This is a genomic window from Roseomonas indoligenes (assembly GCF_017813365.1).
In the GTDB taxonomy this organism is placed as follows: domain Bacteria; phylum Pseudomonadota; class Alphaproteobacteria; order Acetobacterales; family Acetobacteraceae; genus Roseomonas; species Roseomonas indoligenes.
In genome coordinates this window covers 227,152-245,884 of sequence record NZ_JAGIZA010000003.1, presented here as the reverse complement: position 1 = coordinate 245,884, position 18,733 = coordinate 227,152, and the positions used below count along the sequence as shown (strand labels likewise).

The window sequence follows — 18,733 nt, the reverse complement described above, 5'->3', positions numbered from 1 at the left end:
AAACAGGAGGAACGATCCAGATGCCGCTTTCCGACGCGACGCGCCAGAAGCTGAAGGGTGTCAGCACGGCGACCCTCGCCACCGCCCTCTACAAGCGCGGGCTCCGCCAGCAGTTCATCCAGAACGTGCACCCGCTGCGCCAGCCCACCGAGAGCATGGTCGGCGAGGCCTATACGCTGCGCTACATCCCCGCCCGCGAGGACCTGAACGGGCTGGAGGTGTTCCGTGACCCGGAGCACCCGCAGCGCAAGGGCGTGGAGGCCTGCCCGCCCGGCGCCGTGCTGGTGATGGACAGCCGCAAGGACGCGCGCGCGGCCTCCGCCGGCTCCATCCTCGTCACGCGGCTGATGGTGCGCGGCGTTGCGGGCGTCGTGACGGATGGCGGCTTCCGCGACGCGGCGGAGATCGCGGGGATGGATATCCCGGCCTACCACTCCCGCCCGTCCGCGCCGACGAACCTCACGCTCAACCAAGCGATCGACCTGAACGTGCCGATCGGCTGCGGCGACGCGCCGGTGTTTCCGGGCGACGTGATCGTGGGCGACGGGGACGGGGTGATCGTCATTCCCGCCGGCATCGCGGACGAGATCGCGAGCGAGGCGGTGGAGATGACGGCCTACGAGGATTTCGTGACGGAGCGCGTGCGCGCCGGGCACACGATCCGCGGCCTCTATCCCGCGACAGATGCGAAGAACCTCGAGATCTTCGCGGAGTGGCGGAAGGACAAGGGGCGCTAACGCCCACTAAACGTATGTGAACGCAGGACAATCCTGCGATCGGCCGACGTATCCTCCGGCCCCTTCCGGCGTTCCTGACGACGGAAATAGGGGAGGGACCGGGAATGGCGGATGAGAAGGATGGCCTGCATTTCGGTCCGCTTGGGCCGAACTGCGTGCACCTCTGCGTGGACATGCAGAACCTCTTCGCGGAGGGCACGGACTGGCACACCCCCTGGATGAAGCGCGTGCTGCCCGTGGTGGAACGGATCGCCGGGGCCCATCCGGCGGAGACGGTGTTCACCCGCTTCATCCCCGCAGCCCGCCCCGGGGAAGGGCAGGGCACCTGGAACCGCTACTGGAAGCGCTGGGCCGGCATGACGCTGGAGGCGCTTCCGAAAACCATGGTGGACCTGCTACCGGGCCTCGCCCGCTTCGTGCCGCCCGCCACTGTGATCGACAAGACGGCCTATTCCCCCTGGCTGCAGCCTGAGCTGGAAACGCTGCTGCGGAAACGGGGCACGGACACGCTCGTCATCACCGGGGCGGAGACGGATGTCTGCGTGCTCGCGGCCGTGCTGGGCGCGGTGGACCGGGGCTATCGCGTCGTCATCCCAACGGACGCGCTCTGCTCATCCTCAGACCGAACCCATGACGCGCTGCTGACCCTCTACCGCGAGCGCTATGGCCAGCAGGTGGAGGCGGTGGCGACGGAGACGCTGCTGGAGGCTTGGCGCTGAGCGCCTAAGCCGCCGGCGCGGGCTCCTGCAAGGCGCGCAGCACGGCCTCGGCGGCCTCGTCCCAGGACACCGGGCGGAACTCCCGCGCCACCCGCCCCTGCCAGCGCCGCAGCCCTTCCGGGTCCTCCACCACCTGCCGGATCACCCGGTAGGCCTCGGCGGTGTTCTCCGGATCGAAGTAGCGGGCGAGCGTCCCGCCCGCTTCCGGCAGGGAAGTGCTGCTGGAGATGATGGCGGGCTTGCCGAAGGCCAGGCTCTCCGTCACCGGCAGGCCCCAGCCCTCGTAGAAGGAGGGGAAGAGGGTGAATTGCGCGCCCTGGTACAGGGTGGTCAGCTCGCCATCGGTCGGGTCCTGGAACAGCACCAGCTTGCCGTCCAGGAAGTTCGCGTTCTTCAGCTGCTGCATCAGGTCGGAGACCATCCAGCCGACGCGCCCGGCGAAGACGAGGGTGGGCACCTTGTCCCGCGGCATCTCTTCCAGCATGCGCCGCCAGACGCGGAAGAGCAGGATGTGGTTCTTCCGCGCCTCGATGGTGGAGACGATGAGGGCGTAGCTTCCCGCCTCCGGGTAGTCGCGCCCGGCTAGGCGGGTGGCGGGGGCAGGGGTGCCGAAGCCCGTGCCCATGGGGATGGCGACGGGGCGGGCCTTCAGGTTCCAGCCCCTCTCCTTGCCGTAAGCGTCGATATCGTCGGCGCTGGCCTTGGAAATGGCCAGCAGAATGTCCGCATGCGGCAGCACGGTGCTGAGCCAGTGATCGAAAATGCGTACCAGTCCCTGGTCGCAGAACTCCGGACGGCGCAGCGGGATGATGTCGTAGAGCAGCACGCCGAAGCGGATGCCCTTCGCCGCCTTCATCCGCTCGATCAGCGCGCCATAGCCGGCGTGGAACCAGGGCGAGCCGAGGACGAGCAGGGTGTCGCCCGGCCCGGCCGCCGCGAAGGGGTCGGCGCCGCCGACGTCCGGCAGGATTGCGGGAGCGGCGGAGGAAGGTTCGGCCCCTGAGAGCGGCACCGGTGCCGGCGGTGGCGCCGGAAGGGCCATGGGCGGGCGCGCCGGCCGCTTGACGGCGGACCAGGCGATGCGCCCGGCCTGGGCGGCGCTGCGCAGCGCCACGATCTGGTGGATGACGGCCTCGCCCAGCGGGCTGCGGAGCGGTTCCGGCGTGCGGCGGGCCAGCCAGCTCAGCACGCGGCGGCGGAGGCGGCGCGGCGGCGGGGGAAGGTCCGGCACGGAGGCGGCCAGCGTGCCGCTGGCGGGGGTGGGGGCCGCGGCGGCCTCGGCCGTGCCGCTGGCGGGCTTGCTGAAGCCGGCGAAGAGGGACTCCACCTCATGCCAGGCGACGCTGCGGAAATCCGTGCCGCCCGCGGCGTGCCGCAGGAAGCGCACGCTTCCCGGCGCGCCGGCGGTCACGAGGCAGCGACAGATCTCGTACTCGACGCGCTGGATGCCGCTCGGCCGGGGGTTCACCACGGCGTAATCGAACAGATCCTCCACATCGATCCAGATCGTCGTCATGCGTCGTTCGCTCCGGCGGAGGGGGGAGGAGGCGGGCACCGGCCGGGAACGCCGCTGCGGACCGGCCCGCGGAACGGCTGGTCGCTCAAAATCGGGCGGGGATCAAGCCATGGCGGGGCAGATCCGCTCCGGGCCAAAGATGAGACGTTCGGGATCTTGCGGAGGGGCGGATGGCGGACAGGGTGGGATTCGAACCCACGATAGGCTTTTGACCTATACGCACTTTCCAGGCGCGCGCCTTCGACCGCTCGGCCACCTGTCCAACGGCGCCGGGGTATAGGGGGCAAGGGACGGGCGGGCAAGCCGGTGCGGCAGGGATTCTGCTCAGCGCGCTTCAAGGAGGAGGTGCAGCGCCTCCTCGAAGGCGGCCAGGTCACGCCAGCGCACCTCTTCCGGCACGTCACGCGTCACGAAGGGGCCGCCGGCGGCGCGTATGCCGCCGTCGATCATCAGGTTGTCCCGCAGGCCGAAGGATTCGAGGTGCAGGCCCTCGGCGTCCTCCCAGGCGCCGTCCGGGCGGCGGCGCGCGGCGGGACCCAGGAAGGCGCGGCTGCGCTCCTCGAAAGGCATCGCTGCGTTGGAGTAGCCGGCGATGGGCCGGCCGAGGGCGCGCATGAAGCCCAGTTCGTACACCGTGCCCGCATCGGCGGAGGGGCCGCGGAACGGGGTGAGGTTGGCGATCAGCGCCTCCGCCCCGCGGATATGGGCCTCGTTGCGGAGGTAGATGGCCAGCCAATCCTCCGAGGCCGCGTCGGCCGCCGGGCAGTGCACGGGATCGGTGGGGAAGATGCCGGTGGCGCCGTGGCGCGCGCAGAGGGCGCGCTTGGCCTCGGCCAGCGCGCCGGCATCCGGCAGGAAGACTTCCGGGCCCGCAAGGTAGATCCGCATGAAGCAAAATTAGCCCAGGCCGGCTGGCCGGGCCAGTTTTCCCCTTAGCCCTTGCGGCGGGCCTCCACCTGCTCGGGCGTGACGCGGGGCATGTCGAAGCGGTCCGTGGTGCGGGCGTACCAGCCGCCGCCATGCAGGCGGCCCACCAGGTTCAGCTTCGGCGTGTCGACGTAGAGGCGGTTCACGTCGAGCATGCACTCGTCCTGCACGTGGACGGCGACCACCTCGCCGAGGACTAGGTTGTGGGTGCCGATGGGAATGGCCTGCCAGAGCTTGCACTCCAGCGCCACCGGGCTCTCCGCGATGCGGGGCGTGCGGACCTTCGCGCAAGGCGCGGTGGTGAGGCCGGCCATGGCGATCTCGTCCACCCCCGTCGGGTACTCGGCGCCAGTGACGTTCATCGCCTCAGCCAGCTCCTCGCTGACCATGCAGACGGTGAACTCGCCCAGCGCGCGGATGTTGTCCATCGTGTCCTTCATGTCCGACCTCTCCTCGCCGCCCATGCCGCGGGCGCCGACGCCGATGCCGACCACCACGGGGTCGTTGCTGAACACGTTGAAGAAGGAGAAGGGTGCGGCATTGGTCCGCCCCTCCGCGTCCTGCGTCACCATCCATGCGATGGGGCGGGGAACGATGGTGGAGACCACCAGCTTGTAGCGGTCCTTCTTCGGAAGGGCCTCGAAGTCGAAGAGCATAGGGGTTTCCTTGGCTGGATCCGTGCCCCGGCGCCCGGACGCGGCTGCAGAGGTCAGGCGACGCGGTGGGGCGGCTCGCCGCCGTGCAGCAGCAGGGCGTCGAGGTTGTCGAGGCAGCGGAAGCCCATGGCGTCCCGCGTCTCCACGGTGGCGCTGCCGAGATGGGGCAGGAGGGTGACGTTCGGGGCGCTGTGGTAGCCCTCGTAGATGGCCGGCTCCCCGGCGAAGACGTCGAGCCCCGCGGCGCGCAGGTGGCCGGCCCGCAGCGCCCCGCAGAGCGCCTCGTCGTCCACCGTGGTGCCGCGGCCGGTGTTCACCACGATGGCGCCGCGGGGCAGGGCAGCGATGCGGGCCGCGTTCAGCCAGCCATTGGTGGCGGGGCCGCCGGGGATGTGCATGGAAAGCACGTCGCAGGCCGCGAGGAAGCTCTCGTCGTCCGCGTGGAAGGTCGCCCCTTCCTCCTCCTCCGGCGCCAGCCGCGCGCGGTTCCGGTAGTGGATCTCCATCCCCATGCCGCGGGCCATGCGGGCCAGCTCCCGCCCGATGCGCCCCATGCCGAGGACACCCAGGCGCTTGCGCTCCAACGTCACGCCCATGAGCTGGGTGGGGGCCCAGCCCGTCCATTCGCGGGCGCGCAGCAGCCGCTCCGCCTCGCCCGCGCGGCGGGCGCACATGAGGACCAGCAGCATGGCGATCTCGGCGGTGGCCACGCTCAGCACGTCCGGCGTGTTGGTCACGGCGATGCCACGCGCCCGCGCCGCGTCCAGCGCGATGTGGTCCGTGCCGACGGAGAAGGTGGCGATGATCCGCACGCTCTCCGGCAGGGCGGCGAGGGTCTTCGCGTCCAGCGCGTCCCCGGCGGCGCAGAGGATGCCATCGCACCCCCCGGCGGCGGCGAGGAGGGCGGCGGCATCGAGGGTGCGGTCCGGCCCCTCCGGGCGTCGGACGGCATAGTCCCGGGCAGCCCGGGCCTCCACGGCCGCGGGCAGGGTGCGGGTTTGAAGCAGGGTCGGGCGGGGCATGGCGACAGGATGCCCGCGGCAGGGCAGCTTGCCAAACCCGTTGCCGGCGATGGCGGCCCCGATCTTGCCAGCCCCGGAGACGCGGTCCAGGGTCCCCGCCCTGATTCGGTTGGAGGTTTCGATGGAACTCGGTCTTCGTGGCAAGCGGGCGCTGGTGATGGGCGCCTCCAAGGGCCTGGGCCGGGCGATCGCGGAGGCCCTGGCCGCCGACGGCGCATCGCTCGCCATCTCCGGGCGTGACGCGGAGCGGCTGGCGCCGGTCTGCGAGGCGCTGAAGGGCATGGGCGCGCCGGTGGCGCAGGCCTTCGCGGCGGACGTCGCCAAGGGCGAGGACATGGACGCCCTCTATGCCGGCGCGGTGAAGGCGCTGGGCGGGGTGGACATCCTCGTTCTGAACCATGGCGGCCCGCCGGCCGGCACGGCGGCCGACCTGACGGAGGAGGCGCTGGAGACCTGGTTCCGGCGCATCGTGCTCTCCCCCATCCGGCTGGCGAACCTCGCCCTGCCGGGCATGCGGGAGCGGAAGTTCGGGCGGATCATCGCCGTCGGCAGCTCCGGCATGATCCAGCCGCTGCCGAACCTGGCCCTGTCCAACGTGCTGCGCGCCAACATCGTGGGCTGGGCGAAGACCCTGGCCGACGAGGTGGGGCCGGACAACGTGACGGTGAACATCGTCGCCCCCGGCGCGATCCAGACCGACCGCACCTATGAGCTGGCCCAGGCCGCGGCCACCAAGTCCGGCAAGACGCCGGAGCAGGTGATCAAGGACCGCGAGGCCACGATCCCGCTGCGCCGCTACGGCACGGCGACGGAGTTCGGCAAGACCACCGCCTTCATCGCATCCGAGGCCGGGGCCTACATCACCGGCAGCATCATCAAGATTGACGGCGGCGTGGTGCGGAGCATCTGACCGGTGGGTGACGTACGGCTGGCCTCCGACATCGGCGGCACCTTCACGGACCTCGCGCTGGAGCGCGCGGACGGGATGGGCGGTTACGAGCGTTGGACGGCAAAGGTGCTGACCACCCCCGCTGCGCCCGAGAAGGGCGTGCTGGAGGGCATCCGCGCGGTGCTCGCCAAGGCGGGGATGGGGCCGGCCGACGTCTCCCTCTTCATCCACGGCACGACGCTGGCGACGAATGCCGTGATCGAGCGCAAGGGCGCGCGGACCGCGCTGCTGACGACGGAGGGCTTCCGCGACGTCCTCGCGCTGGGGAATGAGAGCCGCTACGACCAGTACGACCTGAACATCACCCTGCCGCAGCCCCTGGTGCCGCGGCGCTGGCGCCTGCCGGTGCCGGAGCGGCTGGACAATGAGGGACGTGTCCTGCTGCCGCTGGACACGGCGGCGGTGCGCGAGGCCGTGACCTTCATGAAGGCGGAGGGTATCGAGAGCCTGGCGATCGGCTTCCTGCACGCCTTCGTCAATCCCACGCATGAGCGTCAGGCGGCGGAGATCGTGCGCGACCTCTGGCCGGAGCTGCCCGTCTCCCTCTCGAGCGAGGTCTCGCCGGAGATGCGGGAGTGGGAGCGGTTTTCCACCACCGCCGCCAACGCCTATGTCCAGCCGCTGATGATGGGATACCTGCACCGGTTGCGCGCAGGGCTGTCGGAAGCGGGCTTCACCTGCCCGCTCTACCTCATGCTCTCCGGCGGCGGGCTGACGACGCTGGAGACCGCTGCGCGCTTTCCCATTCGGCTGGTGGAGAGCGGGCCGGCGGGCGGGGCGATCTTCTCCGCCTTCGTGGCGCGGCAGAAGGGGTGGGACCGCGTGCTGTCCTTCGACATGGGCGGCACCACGGCCAAGGTCTGCCTCATCGACGATTTCGCGCCGCAGACGGCCCGCACCTTCGAGGTGGCGCGGATCGGGCGGTTCAAGAAGGGATCGGGCCTTCCGCTGCGGATCCCCGTGATCGAGATGGTGGAGATCGGCGCCGGCGGCGGCTCCATTGCCTCCGTCGATGCGCTCGGCCGCATCCAGGTGGGACCGGAGAGCGCGGGCGCCGATCCCGGACCGGCCTGCTACGGGCGCGGCGGGGCGAAGCCGGCGGTGACGGATGCGAACCTGCTGCTGGGACGCTACGATCCCGACACCTTCGCGGGCGGGGCCATGACCCTGCATCCCGACGCCTCGGCGGCGGCAATGGAGTCCTCGCTCGGCCCGCTGGGGCTGGAGCCGGCGATGGCGGCGCTGGGCGTGGTGGAGGTGGTGGACGAGAACATGGCCAATGCCGCCCGCGTCCATGCGATCGAGAGCGGGAAGGGCTATGACGGGCGCGCGGTGATCGCCTTCGGCGGCGGCGGGCCGGTGCATGGCTATCGCGTGGCGGAGAAGATCGGGGTGAACAGGCTTCTCGTGCCCTCGGGCGCGGGGGTGGGCTCGGCGATCGGTTTCCTGCGCGCGCCCGTTGGCTATGAGGTGGTGCGGAGCCTCTACCAGCGCTTCCGGACCTTTGACACGGCGGCGGTGAACGCGCTGCTGGCGGAGATGTCGGCGGAAGCCCGCCGCGTCGTGGCGGATGCGGCCTTCGGCGCGGAGCTGGTGGAGCGGCGGATTGCCTATATGCGCTACGTCGGGCAGGGCCATGAGATCGCGGTGGAGCTGCCGGTCACGGCCCTGGGCGATGCGGATGTGGCCGATGTGCGCGCCGCCTACGACCGGGAATATGCCGCTTTCTACGATCGCCCCGTGCCGGGAAGCGACGTGGAGATCCTGTCCTTCGCCGTGACGGTGGCGACCGCGGTGGAAGCGCCGCCGCCCGTGGCCGAGGTGGCCGCGGCGCCCGCGCCGACGCCGATCCGCAGCCTGGCCGTGCGCGATACGGCGAAGGGCGGGGTTTCCGATTGGCCGGTTTATGATCGGGATGCCTTCGCGCCCGGTGCCGCCGTTCCCGGCCCCTGCATCGTGGTGGAGGCGGAGACGAGCACGCTGGTGGGGCCGGGCTGGACCTGCACGATGGATGGGCTGGGATATCTGGAGCTGACGCGATGAGCTCTTCGCCGGACGCGCAGCCGCGCGATGCCCTCGCCGCCATCCAGCGGCAAATCCAGTGGAACCGCCTGATCGCCGTGGTGGAGGAGCAGGCGCAGATCATGATCCGCACCGCCTTCAGCACCACGGTGCGGGAGGCGGGCGATCTTTCCGCCGGTATCTTCGACCTGCGCGGGCGGATGCTGGCGCAGGCCGTCACGGGCACCCCGGGTCATGTGAACTCCATGATGGAGTCCGTCGGCCACTTCCTCGCCAAGTTCCCGGCGGAGACGATGAAGGCCGGGGATCACTACATCACCAACGACCCCTGGCTCGGCACGGGGCACCTGCACGACCTCACCGTCGTCACCCCCGCCTTCCGCAACGGGCAGATCGTCGGCCTCTTCGCCAACACGGCGCATGTCATCGACGTGGGCGGGCTCGGCATGGGGCCGGAAGGGCGCTCGGTGTTCGAGGAAGGGCTCTACATCCCCATCGTCAAGTGCTTCGACCAGGGAAAGGCGAACGAGACGTTCTTCGACATCCTGCGCGCCGGCACGCGGACGCCGGCGGAGCTGGAGGGCGATGTCTATTCCCTCTGCGCCTGCAACGACGCGGGCGCGCGGCGGCTGGTGGAGATGATGGACGAGTTCGGGATGGACTCGCTCGACAGCCTCGCGGAGTCCATCTTCGAGGCATCCTCCCGCGCCACCCTCGCCGAGATCGCGAAGCTTCCGCGCGGCGAGTTCAGCGCGCAGATCAGCTCGGATGGCTATGAGGCGCCCGTCACGCTGCGCGCGCGCATGACGGTGTCGGAAGACCACATCTCCGTCGATTACGCAGGCACCTCCGGGCTCTCCGGGCGCGGCATCAACGTGCCGGCCGCCTATACGCGGGCCTATGCCTGCTTCGGCATCAAGTGCGTGGTGGCGCCGGAGGTTCCGAACAACTGGGCCTCCCTGCTGCCCTTCCGCATGGAGATCCCCGAGGGCAGCATCCTCAACGCCCCGCGGCCCTATCCCGTGGCGGTGCGCCACGTCGTCGGCCAACTCCTGCCGGACCTGATGATGGGCTGCCTGCACCAGGCCGTGCCGGACCGGGTGACGGCGGAGGGCTCCTCCTGCCTCTGGAACCCGCCCCTGCGCGGCGGCGGGCAGGTGAGCGGCGCCAATGCCGAGCTTCCCGATTTCGAGGTCATCACCTTCAACTCCGGCGGCACGGGCGCGCGGCCGACGCAGGACGGGCTGGACGGCACCGCCTTCCCCTCGGGCGTTCGGACCATGCCGGTGGAGGCGACGGAGAATGTGGCGCCCGTGATCTTCTGGAAGAAGGAGTTGCGGCCGGGCTCCGGCGGCGCCGGGCGCACGCGCGGCGGGCTGGGGCAGGTGATGGAGATTGGCGGCAAGAACGACGCCGAATTCGCCGTGAACGCCATTTTCGACCGGGTGGCGAACCCGCCCAAGGGCCGCGACGGCGGCGGAGACGGCGCGCCGGGCTGGGTGGGGCTGACGGATGGGACACTTCTTCGCACCAAGGGCTTCCAAGTGATCCCCAAAGGCAAGCGGCTGCTGCTGAAGCTCCCCGGCGGCGGCGGCATGGGCGACCCGGCGGGGCGCGACCCCGCGCTCGTCGCGCGCGATGAAGCGGACGGTCTGGTCTGAGCACGCCCCATATCTACGTGGACGGGGATGCCTGCCCCGTCCGCGATGAGGTCTTCCGAGTGGCGCTGCGGCTCTCGCTGCCCGTCACCGTCGTGTCCAACGGTTCGCGCGGCGTGCGCCTGCCCGATGGCGTCCGCCGCGTGATTGTGGAGGAGGGGGCTGACGCGGCCGATGACTGGATCGTGGAGGCGATCGGGCCGAACGACATCTGCGTGACGGCGGACATTCCGCTCGCGGCACGCTGCCTGGCCAAGAAGGCGCTCTCCGTCTCGCCGCGTGGCCATGCCTGGACGGAAGCGAATATCGGTGGCGCGCTGGCCGGCCGCGAGATCTCCCGCCACATGCGGGAGACGGGGATGGAGACGCGGAACGCCGCCTTCACCGGGGCGGACCGGCAGCGCTTCCTGGTGGCGCTGGATGCCGCGGTGGCGGCGGCGTCCCGGCCCGCGCCGCCGACCTTTCGCATCCCGCCCGGCGGGTTCTAGCCGGGTGGGTAGCCGAGGCGGCCCAGGAAGTCGTCCCAGGCACCCAATTGCAGCATCCCGCCGGTGGCGCGGGCATGTCCCTGGGCAAAGTTCTCGCCCGCGCCTTCCGGAGCCCGCTCCCGAAGGAAGGCGATGAGATCGCGACCGTCGGAGGAACGGGCTGCGAAGTGGACCCAGCCCTCCCGGTAGCCGGTATTGGCGCAGATCACGACCTTCCCGCGCAGGCGGGAGACCCAGGACTGCGCGACCAGCGGGTGCACCTGGCAGGGCGTGTGGATGCGGATCAGCGCGACATCGCCCACCACCTTCGGCGGCACGCGGCGGGCGGCATCGAGGGCCGCGCGCACTTCGTCCCGCGCCGCGGCCAGGACGGCGGCCTCGGGCTGGGATCCGTCGATCACCTCGCGCGGCCCATTGGCGCGCAGCAGCAGCGCCAGGGCAGGGGAGGCATCGCCGGAGGAGGCGCGGCGGGGCGCGTTCAGCAAAGCCACCGCTTCCTTCAGCACGCCGATCCCGTGGCGCTTGCGGGCTTCTGCCAGCTCGGGGAAGGGCGCCTTGTCGCCGAAATCGCCGAGGATGCCGATAGCGGCGAGCCAGGGGTCCTCGCCGCCCGCGCACCAGTGGGCGATGAGGGCGGAGCAGGGCTGCGGATCCGTGTCGTGGCCGGCGATGACCGTCACGCCCTCCGCGGCCTGGGCCTTGATCGGCACATGGTGGTCGAGCACGGCGGTGGGCAGGCCGGGCACCACGGCATCCGCCCGCGTGCCGAGATCGGTGACGAGCAGCCCGCCCGGGTCCCGCGCCCGGACCTCCGCCGCGGTCTCCTCCGTCCAGGCGCCCTCGCCGCGTCCGATCACCCGCGTTCCCGCGCCCGGCAGGGCGCGGGCGAGGATGGCACCGGCGGCCAAGCCGTCCGCGTCATGATGGCAGAGGATGAGCGGCGGGCGAGACGCGTCGAAGCTCCGCAGTGCGATCTCGAAGGCGGCGCGTGCCTCGGCGGGCGTCATCCGGCGGTGCCGGGGCGGGAGGAGGGCATAGGGGTGTCCTGGCCGGGTGGTACCGGCGGGAACGACCTTCGTCGATGCGGGGTTGCCGCGCCCCGCCTATCGCTTCTTCAGCCATGCCTCCGCCCAGACCAGGGTCAGCGCGACCAGCGCGCCCCAGCCAACCTCGCTCACGCGGGAGAAGAGCATGTGCTGCGGCGTGCCGGTGTGCGGCACCAGCAGGATGATGGTCGCCGTGATGGCCGCCAGTCGGCTCGCCGAAGCGAGGTTCGCCACCCAGCAGACGAGAACGGCGAGCACGATGGCGACCAGGTAGCACAGGTAGGCCTGCCCCAAGGTCAGCACGACGGCCACGCCCACGATCCCGCCGATGGTGGCGCCGAGGAACTGGTCCCGCCCCGCGCCGCGCGCCGCGCCCCACTCGTTCTGCACCACGGCGATGGCGGTGATGGCGCCCCAGAATCCCTCCCGCAGGCCGAGCGCCTGGGTGGGCAGGTAGGCGATCGTCGCCGCGATGGCGGTGAGCACGGCCTGCCGCAGACCGCCCCGCAGCCTGTCATTCGCCGGAAGGGCTTTGCGCATCCGGGCCAGCCGCCCGCCCAGGCGGTCGATGCGCCCGGTCAGCTCGGCCGCCTTCTGCTGTGCCTCGTCCGTCATGCCGGCAGGGTGGGCCGTGTGGCGGGGCACGGCCAGCGCCTCTGGATAAAGCTTTCGCGGGGGATCATGATCGCCGCCGTTCTACCGGACAGGACAGTTTCCCCTGATGGCCCTGCGCTGCGACACGATCATCCGCGATGCCACCCTTTTCGACGGCACGGGCGCGCCACGGCGGCTCGGCGACATCGGGCTGCGGGGGGACAGGATCGTCGGCGTGGGTGATCTCGGCGGCGCCACGGCGGACCGGGAGGTGATCGCCACCGGCAAGGCCGTGGCACCCGGCTTCATCGACAGCCACACGCATGACGACCGCGCCGTTCTCTGCGGCCCGGAATGCACGACCTGCAAGACGAGCCAGGGCGTGACGACGGTGGTGGTGGGCAATTGCGGCGTCAGCCTGGCGCCGGCGCGCTTCGCCACGCGACCCGTGCCGCCTCTGGACCTCTTGGGTGACGAGAGCTGGTACACCTTCGAAAGCTTCGGCGACTACGCACACGCGCTGAAGTCCCAGGGCTCGGAGGTAAATACCTACGCCTTCGTCGGCCACCAGACGCTGCGCGCCCGCACCATGGACAACGACGTGTACCGCCAGGCCAAGGACGCCGAGATCGCGCGGATGCACGACTTGGTGAAGCAGTCCATGGGCGAGGGGGCGAGCGGCTTCTCGACCGGCCTGTACTACCCGCCGAACGCGCAGGCGACGACGGAGGAGGTGATCGCGGTGGCGGAGGCCATCCGGCCCTTTGGCGGCCTCTACTGCACGCATATGCGCGACGAGGCGGACCGCATCCTCGGCTCGATCGAGGAGACCGCGAAGATCGGCAAGCGGGCCGGCGTCTCCGTCCATATCAGCCACCACAAGTGCTCCATGCCCGAGAACTACGGGCGTTCCACCCAGACGCTGCCGCTGATCTCGGAATTCGCGCGCACCCAGGCCGTGAGCTACGACGTCTATCCCTATCCCGCCGGCTCCACCGTCCTGATGCCGGACAAACTGCGCGACGACGTGGAGGTGATGGTCACCTGGTCCGTTCCGCACCCGGAGATGGCGGGGAAGTACATCAAGGACATCGCGCGCGGCTGGAACACGGACATCAAGTCCGCGGCCGCGCGCCTTCTGCCGGCGGGGCAGGTGACGTGGCAGATGGATGAGGAGGATGTGCGCCGGATCATGGCGCATCCCATGTCGATCATCGGATCGGACGGCATCCCGCACGACGCGCATCCGCATCCCCGCCTCTGGGGCACCTTCCCGCGCGTGCTCGGCCATTACGTGCGGGACGTGAAGCTCTTCAGCCTGGAGACGGCGGTCCACAAGATGACGGGCAAGGCGGCCGAGACCTTCGGCATGGTGGATCGCGGCGTGCTGCGCGAGGGTGCCTATGCCGACATCGTGCTCTTCGACCCCCATACCGTGCGCGACCGCGCGACCTTCGAGGATCCCAAGCAGATCAGCGAGGGGATCGAGGAGGTGTGGTGCAACGGCGTGCCGACCTATGTCGCCGCCCGTCAGGACAAGCGCGGAGGCGCGACGGGGGAGAAGCCGGGCCGGCTGGTGACGCGGAATCGCTGATCACCCCGGGCTGAAGCGCAGGCCGTAGGCGCTGAGCGTCGCGGGGAGTGGCCGGTCCGGGCCGATCCCCTCCAGCCCTTTCGGGACGAAGCCCCGACGCAGCAATGCGGCCAGCATGGCGCTTGAGAGCATCAGCGAGAGATGCCGCCCGGGGCAGCGCGCCGGGCCGTCGCTGAAGGGCACCAACCCCGCCCGCTCCGGCGTGCCCTCCAGCCAGGGATCGGGCGCGAAGCGGTCGGCCTGGGGCAGGCGCTCGGCGTCGCGGTGCAGGAAGGGGGCGTAGATGATGATTCCCGTGCCGCGGGCGATCGTTCGGTCCTCCCAATCCACGTCCTCGGTTGCCTGGCGGAGAATGACGGGCGTGGTGGGCCAGAGGCGCAGCGTGTCCAGAAGGCAGGCGCGCAGGTAGGGCAGCTCCGGCCCGCCGGACGCGATCTCCTCCATGGCCCGGGCGCGCTGCGCCGGGTGGGTGCCGAGCAGGGCGAGGGTGCGGAAGGTGGCGCGCGCCGGGCCGTCCAGCGCGAAGAGCCACTGCGGCACCTGATGCAGCGGATCCGTTCCGGGCCGCGCCGGCATGCGCGCCATCACCTCGGCGATGCTGCCCGGCTCAGCGCGGACAAGATGCACCCCGAGCCGCTCATCGAAGCGGCGGCGGAGGCGTCGGCGGCGCGGGAACAGGAAGGCCCAGTTCGCGTCGGCGCGCAGACGGGAGAGCATGTCCGTCAGCGCATGATCGTCTCGCGCCTCGTCGCCGAACATCACGCGGCGCGCCATCCGCCACCAGGCCATGGCGAAGCTGTCCCAGTCCAGTTTGCCGGCCGCCTCCGCCTCCTTCGCCAGGGCGGGCGCCTCCTCTTCCACCACGGCCAGGAAACGGGGCGCGAGGTGGTGCAGGGGGTTGGGCGTTTCCAGAACCGCCTCGTTGAAGGGGCGGCGCAGGGCGCGTTCCCGCTCGCCGGAGATCAGGACGCCGTGCGGCTCGAAATGGTTGAGGGCCGCGCGCTTCTCGTCGCTTGCCGGGGTGAAGGGGGTGGGGGAGGCCGCCAGGATGCGCGCCGCGTGCTCGGCGGAAAGGATCAGGGCGTAGGGGTGTAACGGCACGGGCAGCAGCAGCGGACCGGGGCCGTGCCGGTCGCGCAGGCGCTGCACAATGCGAAGGGCGCGCTTGTCGAGATTCAGCCGCTGGGCCAGGGCCACTGCCGGCGGGCGGCGCAGGATCACCCCCTTGCCGAGAAGCGGGAGTACGACGCCGGAGAGGAAGGCGAAGGTCTCCCGTAGGCTGGCACGGGGAAGGGAGAGGCGGGCGGAGGCCCGTGACGCTGACATGCACCCATTCCCGCTGTTACGACCGCAGGCCAGCGCCATAGGCTTGGGCGGGGTTTCTCGCCCTATCCCCGGTTAGGCTGCCGTGTCAGGCCGGTTCATTGCCGGCACGCCGTGCGACGAGTTGGATCAAGAGACGGAGCGCAGCTCGCCCGGCGGGCGTCATGGCTCGCCGGCCTTTGCTGGTGCGGAGCGCCGTTGGGCGCGGCGCCTCATCGATGGCTTTCGTCATATCGGTCCTCGCTTCCGCATCCTGTCCGGGGAGGAAATCGCGCCGGAAGGCGATAATGACCAAGACCGTTCTATTCAGATCTCAATAGAGATCCTTTATGCAGTGGCCCATGTCCTTGGCCGGCCTCTCCCTTCGCGATCTCGAATATCTTCTCGCGGTGGCCGAACACCGCCACTTCGGCCGTGCGGCGGAAAGCTGCGGCGTGTCCCAGCCCGCCCTCTCCGCACAGGTCCGCAAGCTGGAGGCCCTTCTCAACCTCCCGGTCTTCGAGCGCCTGCCCGGCCGTGTCCTGGTCACGGCGCGCGGGGAGGTGGTGCTGGCCCGCGCCGCCGTGGTGGTGCGGGAGGCCCGGGCCCTGCTCATGGCCGCGCGGGCCGGGGAGGCGCCGCTGGCCGGCCCCTTCCGCCTCGGCGCGATCCCGACCCTCGGCCCTTATCTTCTGCCGCGGATCCTGCGCCCGCTACGCGAGGCTTTCCCCCCCATGCGCCCCGTGCTCAGCGAGGCCCGCACCGCCGAACTGCGGGACGCGCTCAAGGCGGGTACGCTGGACGCGGCGCTCTGCTGCGCCGGCCCTGCGGACCCGGCGCTGCGGGCCCTGCCGCTCTTCCTGGAGCCCTTCCTGCTGATGCGGGCGCCAGGGCAGCCCGCCCGGGAGCCGGCATGCCTCCCCGGCGAAGGGGAACTGCTGCTGCTGGAGGAGGGCCACTGCCTGCGGGACCAGGCGCTGGCGGCCTGCGGGATCGGGGCTCCCCCAGGCCTCCGGCACGCGACGGGGCTGGACATGCTGCGCCACATGGTGGCGGCGGGGGAGGGGACCTCCCTGATGCCGGCGATGGCCGCCGCCGCGCTCGGTCCGGTGGAGGGGCTGGTGGAGTACGAGCCGCTTCCTGCCGGAGTGGGCCGCGAGGTGGTGCTGCTGGTCCGCGCCTCCGACCCGCGCGCGGCCGCGCTGGAGGCGCTCGCGGCGGTGGTGCGCGACGCCGCGCCATCCATGGAGGCGGTCGTCGCGCGCTGAAGACCGTTCAGCCCCCCGCCGCCGGCCAGCCGCGCACCAGCATTGCCGGCGCGCGGCTGGCCAGCGGGATGGCCATGGCTCGGTAGGCGTCCAGCCCTCGCCCACGCTCGCCGGATTCGGACGCGGCGGGACTTGCGGTACGCATGATCGTCGGCGGCGGGGCAGCACGGATGCTCATGCCGGGCGTGGCCGCCACGGCGACGGGGAAGCGGGGCCCGGCGGGCTGGTTCGACCAGCCGGGTTGCCAAGCGGGGGCGCCACCGGCCTGCCGTTGCTCCTCCGGCAGTCGCAGCGCCACCTGGGCACGATAGGCTTCGGCGCGGGCGGGAGTCTGACTGTGGTAGTGGCCCGCCGCGACCATCCAGTCGCCGCTCGTGGCCTGCAGCCCCTTGAGGAAGCGCGCGGCGTAGCGGGCATTCGTCAGGGGGTCGAAGCCGTCCTCAATGGAAGCGAAAGCGTCGGGGTGGTGGTGCAGGTTGATCTGCATGCAGCCGATGTCGATCAGCCGCATCCCCCCGGCACGAAGCTGCCGCACCTCGGCAACCGCTTCCGCCTTGGAGGAGAAGAATTTGCCGGTGCCTTCCGCGTTCATGGTCCAGGGCCAGGGGCCGTTCTCGCCGGTGATCGGATCGCGGCGGCCCGATTCGACCCGGCCGATGGCGGCGAGAAGGCCTGCGGGAAGCCCGTATTCCCGCTCCGCAGAGGCGATGGCGGCCCGGCACAGCAAGGTCGAGGAAGGCTGGGCCAGGGCCAGGCCGGGCAGCAGGATGAGGATAAGGGAGAGAAGGCGCATGGCCCCCTCTGCTCAATCCGCATGCCATCGTTGGTGCAAACCAGCCATCGCATTTCCGTGATGCTGCGATGCGGAAAAGGGGTTGCGCGGACCCGCCCCAATGATTAGTTTTTGCACCGCAGCAACGCGATGTTGTCGCGTTGTTGTCTTTCTTGGACGTTTCCTCCCTAAACTCGGCGGTGCCTCTGGCACCGCCTTTTTTTTGCCCGCGCGTCTGGCCAACGGGAACGGACGGGGATCAGGGCCGAAGGAAGGACCAGTCCTCCGCCACCAGCCGCGCCAGCATCCGGTCCATGTCGGCCCGCAGCGTGGCGAGGCCTGGCAGCCGCTGGATCCGCCGCTCGTCCATGTACAGGCTGCGGGCCATCTCCAACTGGATCACGTGCACGCCCTCCCTCGGGCGGCCGTAATGCCGGGTGACGTAGCCCCCGGCATAGGGATCGTTCCGCCGGTGCCGGTAGCCCAGGGCCGAGAGCGCTTCCTCCAGCAGCCGCGTCGCGCGCGGGGCCGCCGCGGTGCCGTGCGCGTCGCCGAGGATCATGTCCGCGGAGCGCCCGGATTCGCCGGGGATGGTGGGCATGGAGTGGCAGTCGATCAGCAGGCAGGCGCCGTGGCGCCGCACCGTCTCCTCGATCAGCCCGGATAGGGCGGCGTGATAGGGCTCCCACAGCGCGCGGATGCGGTCCGCCGCCTCGTCGAAGGAAAGGCGGCGGCGGTAGACGGGCTCCCCGCTCGCGACCACCCGGGCGATCGTCCCCAGCCCGGCCCCGACCCGGGGTGAGGCGCTGTTGACGAAATCCGGCAGCGGCCCGTCGAACATGCCGGGGTCCAGCTCCCAGGCCTCGCGGTTCGCGTCGCAGTAGACGCGCGGGAAGGTGGCGGCGAGGAGCGGGACGCCGTGCAGCGGCGCATCGGCGAAAATCTCCTCCACGAACCCGTCCTCCGAGCGGCGGAGCGCGACGGGGTCCAGCCGGCTCTCCGCCAGGAAGGCGGCCGGGTAGTGGCGGCCCGAATGAGGCGAGGCGAGGATGATCGGCGCGGCCTGAAACGCCGGCCGGATCAGCTGGAAGGGCGGTGGGGCGTCGGCCTCGGGCACGGCCTGGATCGAGAGGTCCATCTATCCCTGAATCACCACAGCCGGACGCGCCTGTCACGCGGGATGCTGCATCAGCACGCGACACGTCGCCTTCGGACTTGATGCCCGGCGGGGGGCAGGCTAAAGGGGCCGCCATGCCACGGCCCCTAGGGCCCTGGCGGACCCGGCGGATGGGCGCATAGCTCAGCGGGAGAGCACCACCTTGACACGGTGGGGGTCACAGGTTCAATCCCTGTTGCGCCCACCATCCGCCTAAATACCCTTTGTCCTGAAGGGGTTGTGGCTCGCGACGCAAGGCGGGCCCTCGTCTTTCCCGCCTCTTCCCGGTTACAAGCGCTCCATGCCC

General features: G+C 71.0%; 17 protein-coding genes and 2 tRNA genes. 9 read left to right on the top strand and 10 right to left on the bottom strand.

The window, feature by feature from the left end; all coding sequences use genetic code 11:
* Positions 1 to 20 precede the first annotated feature (20 nt).
* Complete coding sequence (locus J5Y10_RS06235) at positions 21 to 737, top strand: ribonuclease activity regulator RraA (protein WP_209371904.1); 717 nt, start codon at positions 21 to 23, stop codon at positions 735 to 737.
* Between the two features lie 104 nt (positions 738 to 841).
* Positions 842 to 1,456: a cysteine hydrolase family protein gene (locus J5Y10_RS06230; protein WP_209371903.1), complete on the top strand. Its 615-nt coding sequence runs from the start codon at positions 842 to 844 to the stop codon at positions 1,454 to 1,456.
* A 4-nt stretch (positions 1,457 to 1,460) separates the two neighbouring features.
* On the opposite strand, the gene J5Y10_RS06225 is transcribed toward J5Y10_RS06230, so the two are convergent.
* The 5 genes from J5Y10_RS06225 to J5Y10_RS06205 form a co-directional block, all read right to left on the bottom strand.
* Positions 1,461 to 2,972, bottom strand: coding sequence for a glycosyltransferase family 4 protein (locus tag J5Y10_RS06225; protein ID WP_209371902.1), 1,512 nt, complete (start codon positions 2,970 to 2,972; stop codon positions 1,461 to 1,463).
* A gap of 171 nt (positions 2,973 to 3,143) precedes the next feature.
* Positions 3,144 to 3,234: transfer RNA gene (locus J5Y10_RS06220), tRNA-Ser, on the bottom strand.
* Between the two features lie 62 nt (positions 3,235 to 3,296).
* Positions 3,297 to 3,860, bottom strand: a complete 564-nt coding sequence (locus tag J5Y10_RS06215) for a nucleoside 2-deoxyribosyltransferase (protein ID WP_209371901.1) — start codon at positions 3,858 to 3,860, stop codon at positions 3,297 to 3,299.
* A 44-nt stretch (positions 3,861 to 3,904) separates the two neighbouring features.
* Positions 3,905 to 4,555 (bottom strand): flavin reductase family protein, encoded by a 651-nt coding sequence (locus J5Y10_RS06210; RefSeq protein WP_209371900.1) that lies wholly within the window; start codon positions 4,553 to 4,555, stop codon positions 3,905 to 3,907.
* Positions 4,556 to 4,608: 53 nt separating this feature from the next.
* Positions 4,609 to 5,577: a 2-hydroxyacid dehydrogenase gene (locus J5Y10_RS06205; RefSeq protein WP_209371899.1), complete on the bottom strand. Its 969-nt coding sequence runs from the start codon at positions 5,575 to 5,577 to the stop codon at positions 4,609 to 4,611.
* 121 nt (positions 5,578 to 5,698) lie between these two features.
* On the opposite strand from J5Y10_RS06205, the gene J5Y10_RS06200 reads away from it, so the two are divergent.
* From J5Y10_RS06200 to J5Y10_RS06185, 4 genes are read left to right on the top strand one after another with little or no spacing between them, the layout of a single operon-like run.
* Positions 5,699 to 6,487 (top strand): SDR family oxidoreductase, encoded by a 789-nt coding sequence (locus tag J5Y10_RS06200; protein ID WP_209371898.1) that lies wholly within the window; start codon positions 5,699 to 5,701, stop codon positions 6,485 to 6,487.
* 3 nt (positions 6,488 to 6,490) lie between these two features.
* On the top strand, positions 6,491 to 8,569 hold the full coding sequence (locus J5Y10_RS06195; RefSeq protein WP_209371896.1) for a hydantoinase/oxoprolinase family protein: 2,079 nt from the start codon (positions 6,491 to 6,493) through the stop codon (positions 8,567 to 8,569).
* On the top strand, positions 8,566 to 10,209 hold the full coding sequence (locus J5Y10_RS06190; RefSeq protein WP_209371894.1) for a hydantoinase B/oxoprolinase family protein: 1,644 nt from the start codon (positions 8,566 to 8,568) through the stop codon (positions 10,207 to 10,209). Before J5Y10_RS06195 ends, J5Y10_RS06190 begins: the two co-directional genes overlap by 4 nt.
* 17 nt (positions 10,210 to 10,226) lie before the next feature.
* Entirely contained in the window at positions 10,227 to 10,694 is a 468-nt protein-coding gene (locus J5Y10_RS06185; protein ID WP_342452852.1) for a YaiI/YqxD family protein, read from the top strand.
* On the opposite strand, the gene J5Y10_RS06180 is transcribed toward J5Y10_RS06185, so the two are convergent.
* Together J5Y10_RS06180 and J5Y10_RS06175 are read right to left on the bottom strand one after the other, a co-directional pair.
* A complete protein-coding gene (locus J5Y10_RS06180) occupies positions 10,691 to 11,701 on the bottom strand; it encodes a DHH family phosphoesterase (RefSeq protein ID WP_209371892.1) in 1,011 nt (336 codons plus the stop codon). The genes J5Y10_RS06185 and J5Y10_RS06180 overlap by 4 nt on opposite strands.
* A gap of 96 nt (positions 11,702 to 11,797) precedes the next feature.
* Positions 11,798 to 12,385: an FUSC family protein gene (locus J5Y10_RS06175; protein ID WP_209371890.1), complete on the bottom strand. Its 588-nt coding sequence runs from the start codon at positions 12,383 to 12,385 to the stop codon at positions 11,798 to 11,800.
* A 76-nt stretch (positions 12,386 to 12,461) separates the two neighbouring features.
* On the opposite strand from J5Y10_RS06175, the gene J5Y10_RS06170 reads away from it, so the two are divergent.
* Positions 12,462 to 13,928 carry an N-acyl-D-amino-acid deacylase family protein gene (locus J5Y10_RS06170; RefSeq protein ID WP_209371888.1) on the top strand — a complete coding sequence of 489 codons (1,467 nt, stop codon included), beginning with the start codon at positions 12,462 to 12,464 and terminating at the stop codon, positions 13,926 to 13,928.
* On the opposite strand, the gene J5Y10_RS06165 is transcribed toward J5Y10_RS06170, so the two are convergent.
* A complete protein-coding gene (locus J5Y10_RS06165) occupies positions 13,929 to 15,254 on the bottom strand; it encodes a cytochrome P450 (protein ID WP_209371887.1) in 1,326 nt (441 codons plus the stop codon). It lies immediately after the preceding gene.
* Positions 15,255 to 15,592: 338 nt separating this feature from the next.
* On the opposite strand from J5Y10_RS06165, the gene J5Y10_RS06160 reads away from it, so the two are divergent.
* Positions 15,593 to 16,498 (top strand): LysR substrate-binding domain-containing protein, encoded by a 906-nt coding sequence (locus J5Y10_RS06160; protein ID WP_209371885.1) that lies wholly within the window; start codon positions 15,593 to 15,595, stop codon positions 16,496 to 16,498.
* Positions 16,499 to 16,505: 7 nt separating this feature from the next.
* Here J5Y10_RS06160 and J5Y10_RS06155 read toward each other — a convergent pair whose 3' ends face one another.
* Entirely contained in the window at positions 16,506 to 17,291 is a 786-nt protein-coding gene (locus J5Y10_RS06155; protein WP_209371883.1) for a lytic transglycosylase domain-containing protein, read from the bottom strand.
* A 238-nt stretch (positions 17,292 to 17,529) separates the two neighbouring features.
* Positions 17,530 to 18,408 carry an N-formylglutamate amidohydrolase gene (locus J5Y10_RS06150; RefSeq protein WP_209371881.1) on the bottom strand — a complete coding sequence of 293 codons (879 nt, stop codon included), beginning with the start codon at positions 18,406 to 18,408 and terminating at the stop codon, positions 17,530 to 17,532.
* 151 nt (positions 18,409 to 18,559) lie between these two features.
* Here J5Y10_RS06150 and J5Y10_RS06145 point away from each other — a divergent pair.
* Positions 18,560 to 18,634 (top strand) — tRNA-Val (locus J5Y10_RS06145).
* The last annotated feature ends 99 nt before the right edge of the window (positions 18,635 to 18,733 follow it).

Bases quoted from the DNA above. Each gene is read 5' to 3' on its own strand.
- J5Y10_RS06235 (WP_209371904.1), top strand. From the start codon at position 21: ATGCCGCTTTCCGACGCGACGCGCCAGAAGCTGAAGGGTGTCAGCACG.
- J5Y10_RS06230 (WP_209371903.1), top strand. From the start codon at position 842: ATGGCGGATGAGAAGGATGGCCTGCATTTCGGTCCGCTTGGGCCGAAC.
- J5Y10_RS06225 (WP_209371902.1), bottom strand. From the start codon at position 2,972: ATGACGACGATCTGGATCGATGTGGAGGATCTGTTCGATTACGCCGTG.
- J5Y10_RS06215 (WP_209371901.1), bottom strand. From the start codon at position 3,860: ATGCGGATCTACCTTGCGGGCCCGGAAGTCTTCCTGCCGGATGCCGGC.
- J5Y10_RS06210 (WP_209371900.1), bottom strand. From the start codon at position 4,555: ATGCTCTTCGACTTCGAGGCCCTTCCGAAGAAGGACCGCTACAAGCTG.
- J5Y10_RS06205 (WP_209371899.1), bottom strand. From the start codon at position 5,577: ATGCCCCGCCCGACCCTGCTTCAAACCCGCACCCTGCCCGCGGCCGTG.
- J5Y10_RS06200 (WP_209371898.1), top strand. From the start codon at position 5,699: ATGGAACTCGGTCTTCGTGGCAAGCGGGCGCTGGTGATGGGCGCCTCC.
- J5Y10_RS06190 (WP_209371894.1), top strand. From the start codon at position 8,566: ATGAGCTCTTCGCCGGACGCGCAGCCGCGCGATGCCCTCGCCGCCATC.
- J5Y10_RS06180 (WP_209371892.1), bottom strand. From the start codon at position 11,701: ATGACGCCCGCCGAGGCACGCGCCGCCTTCGAGATCGCACTGCGGAGC.
- J5Y10_RS06170 (WP_209371888.1), top strand. From the start codon at position 12,462: ATGGCCCTGCGCTGCGACACGATCATCCGCGATGCCACCCTTTTCGAC.
- J5Y10_RS06165 (WP_209371887.1), bottom strand. From the start codon at position 15,254: ATGTCAGCGTCACGGGCCTCCGCCCGCCTCTCCCTTCCCCGTGCCAGC.
- J5Y10_RS06160 (WP_209371885.1), top strand. From the start codon at position 15,593: ATGTCCTTGGCCGGCCTCTCCCTTCGCGATCTCGAATATCTTCTCGCG.
- J5Y10_RS06155 (WP_209371883.1), bottom strand. From the start codon at position 17,291: ATGCGCCTTCTCTCCCTTATCCTCATCCTGCTGCCCGGCCTGGCCCTG.
- J5Y10_RS06150 (WP_209371881.1), bottom strand. From the start codon at position 18,408: ATGGACCTCTCGATCCAGGCCGTGCCCGAGGCCGACGCCCCACCGCCC.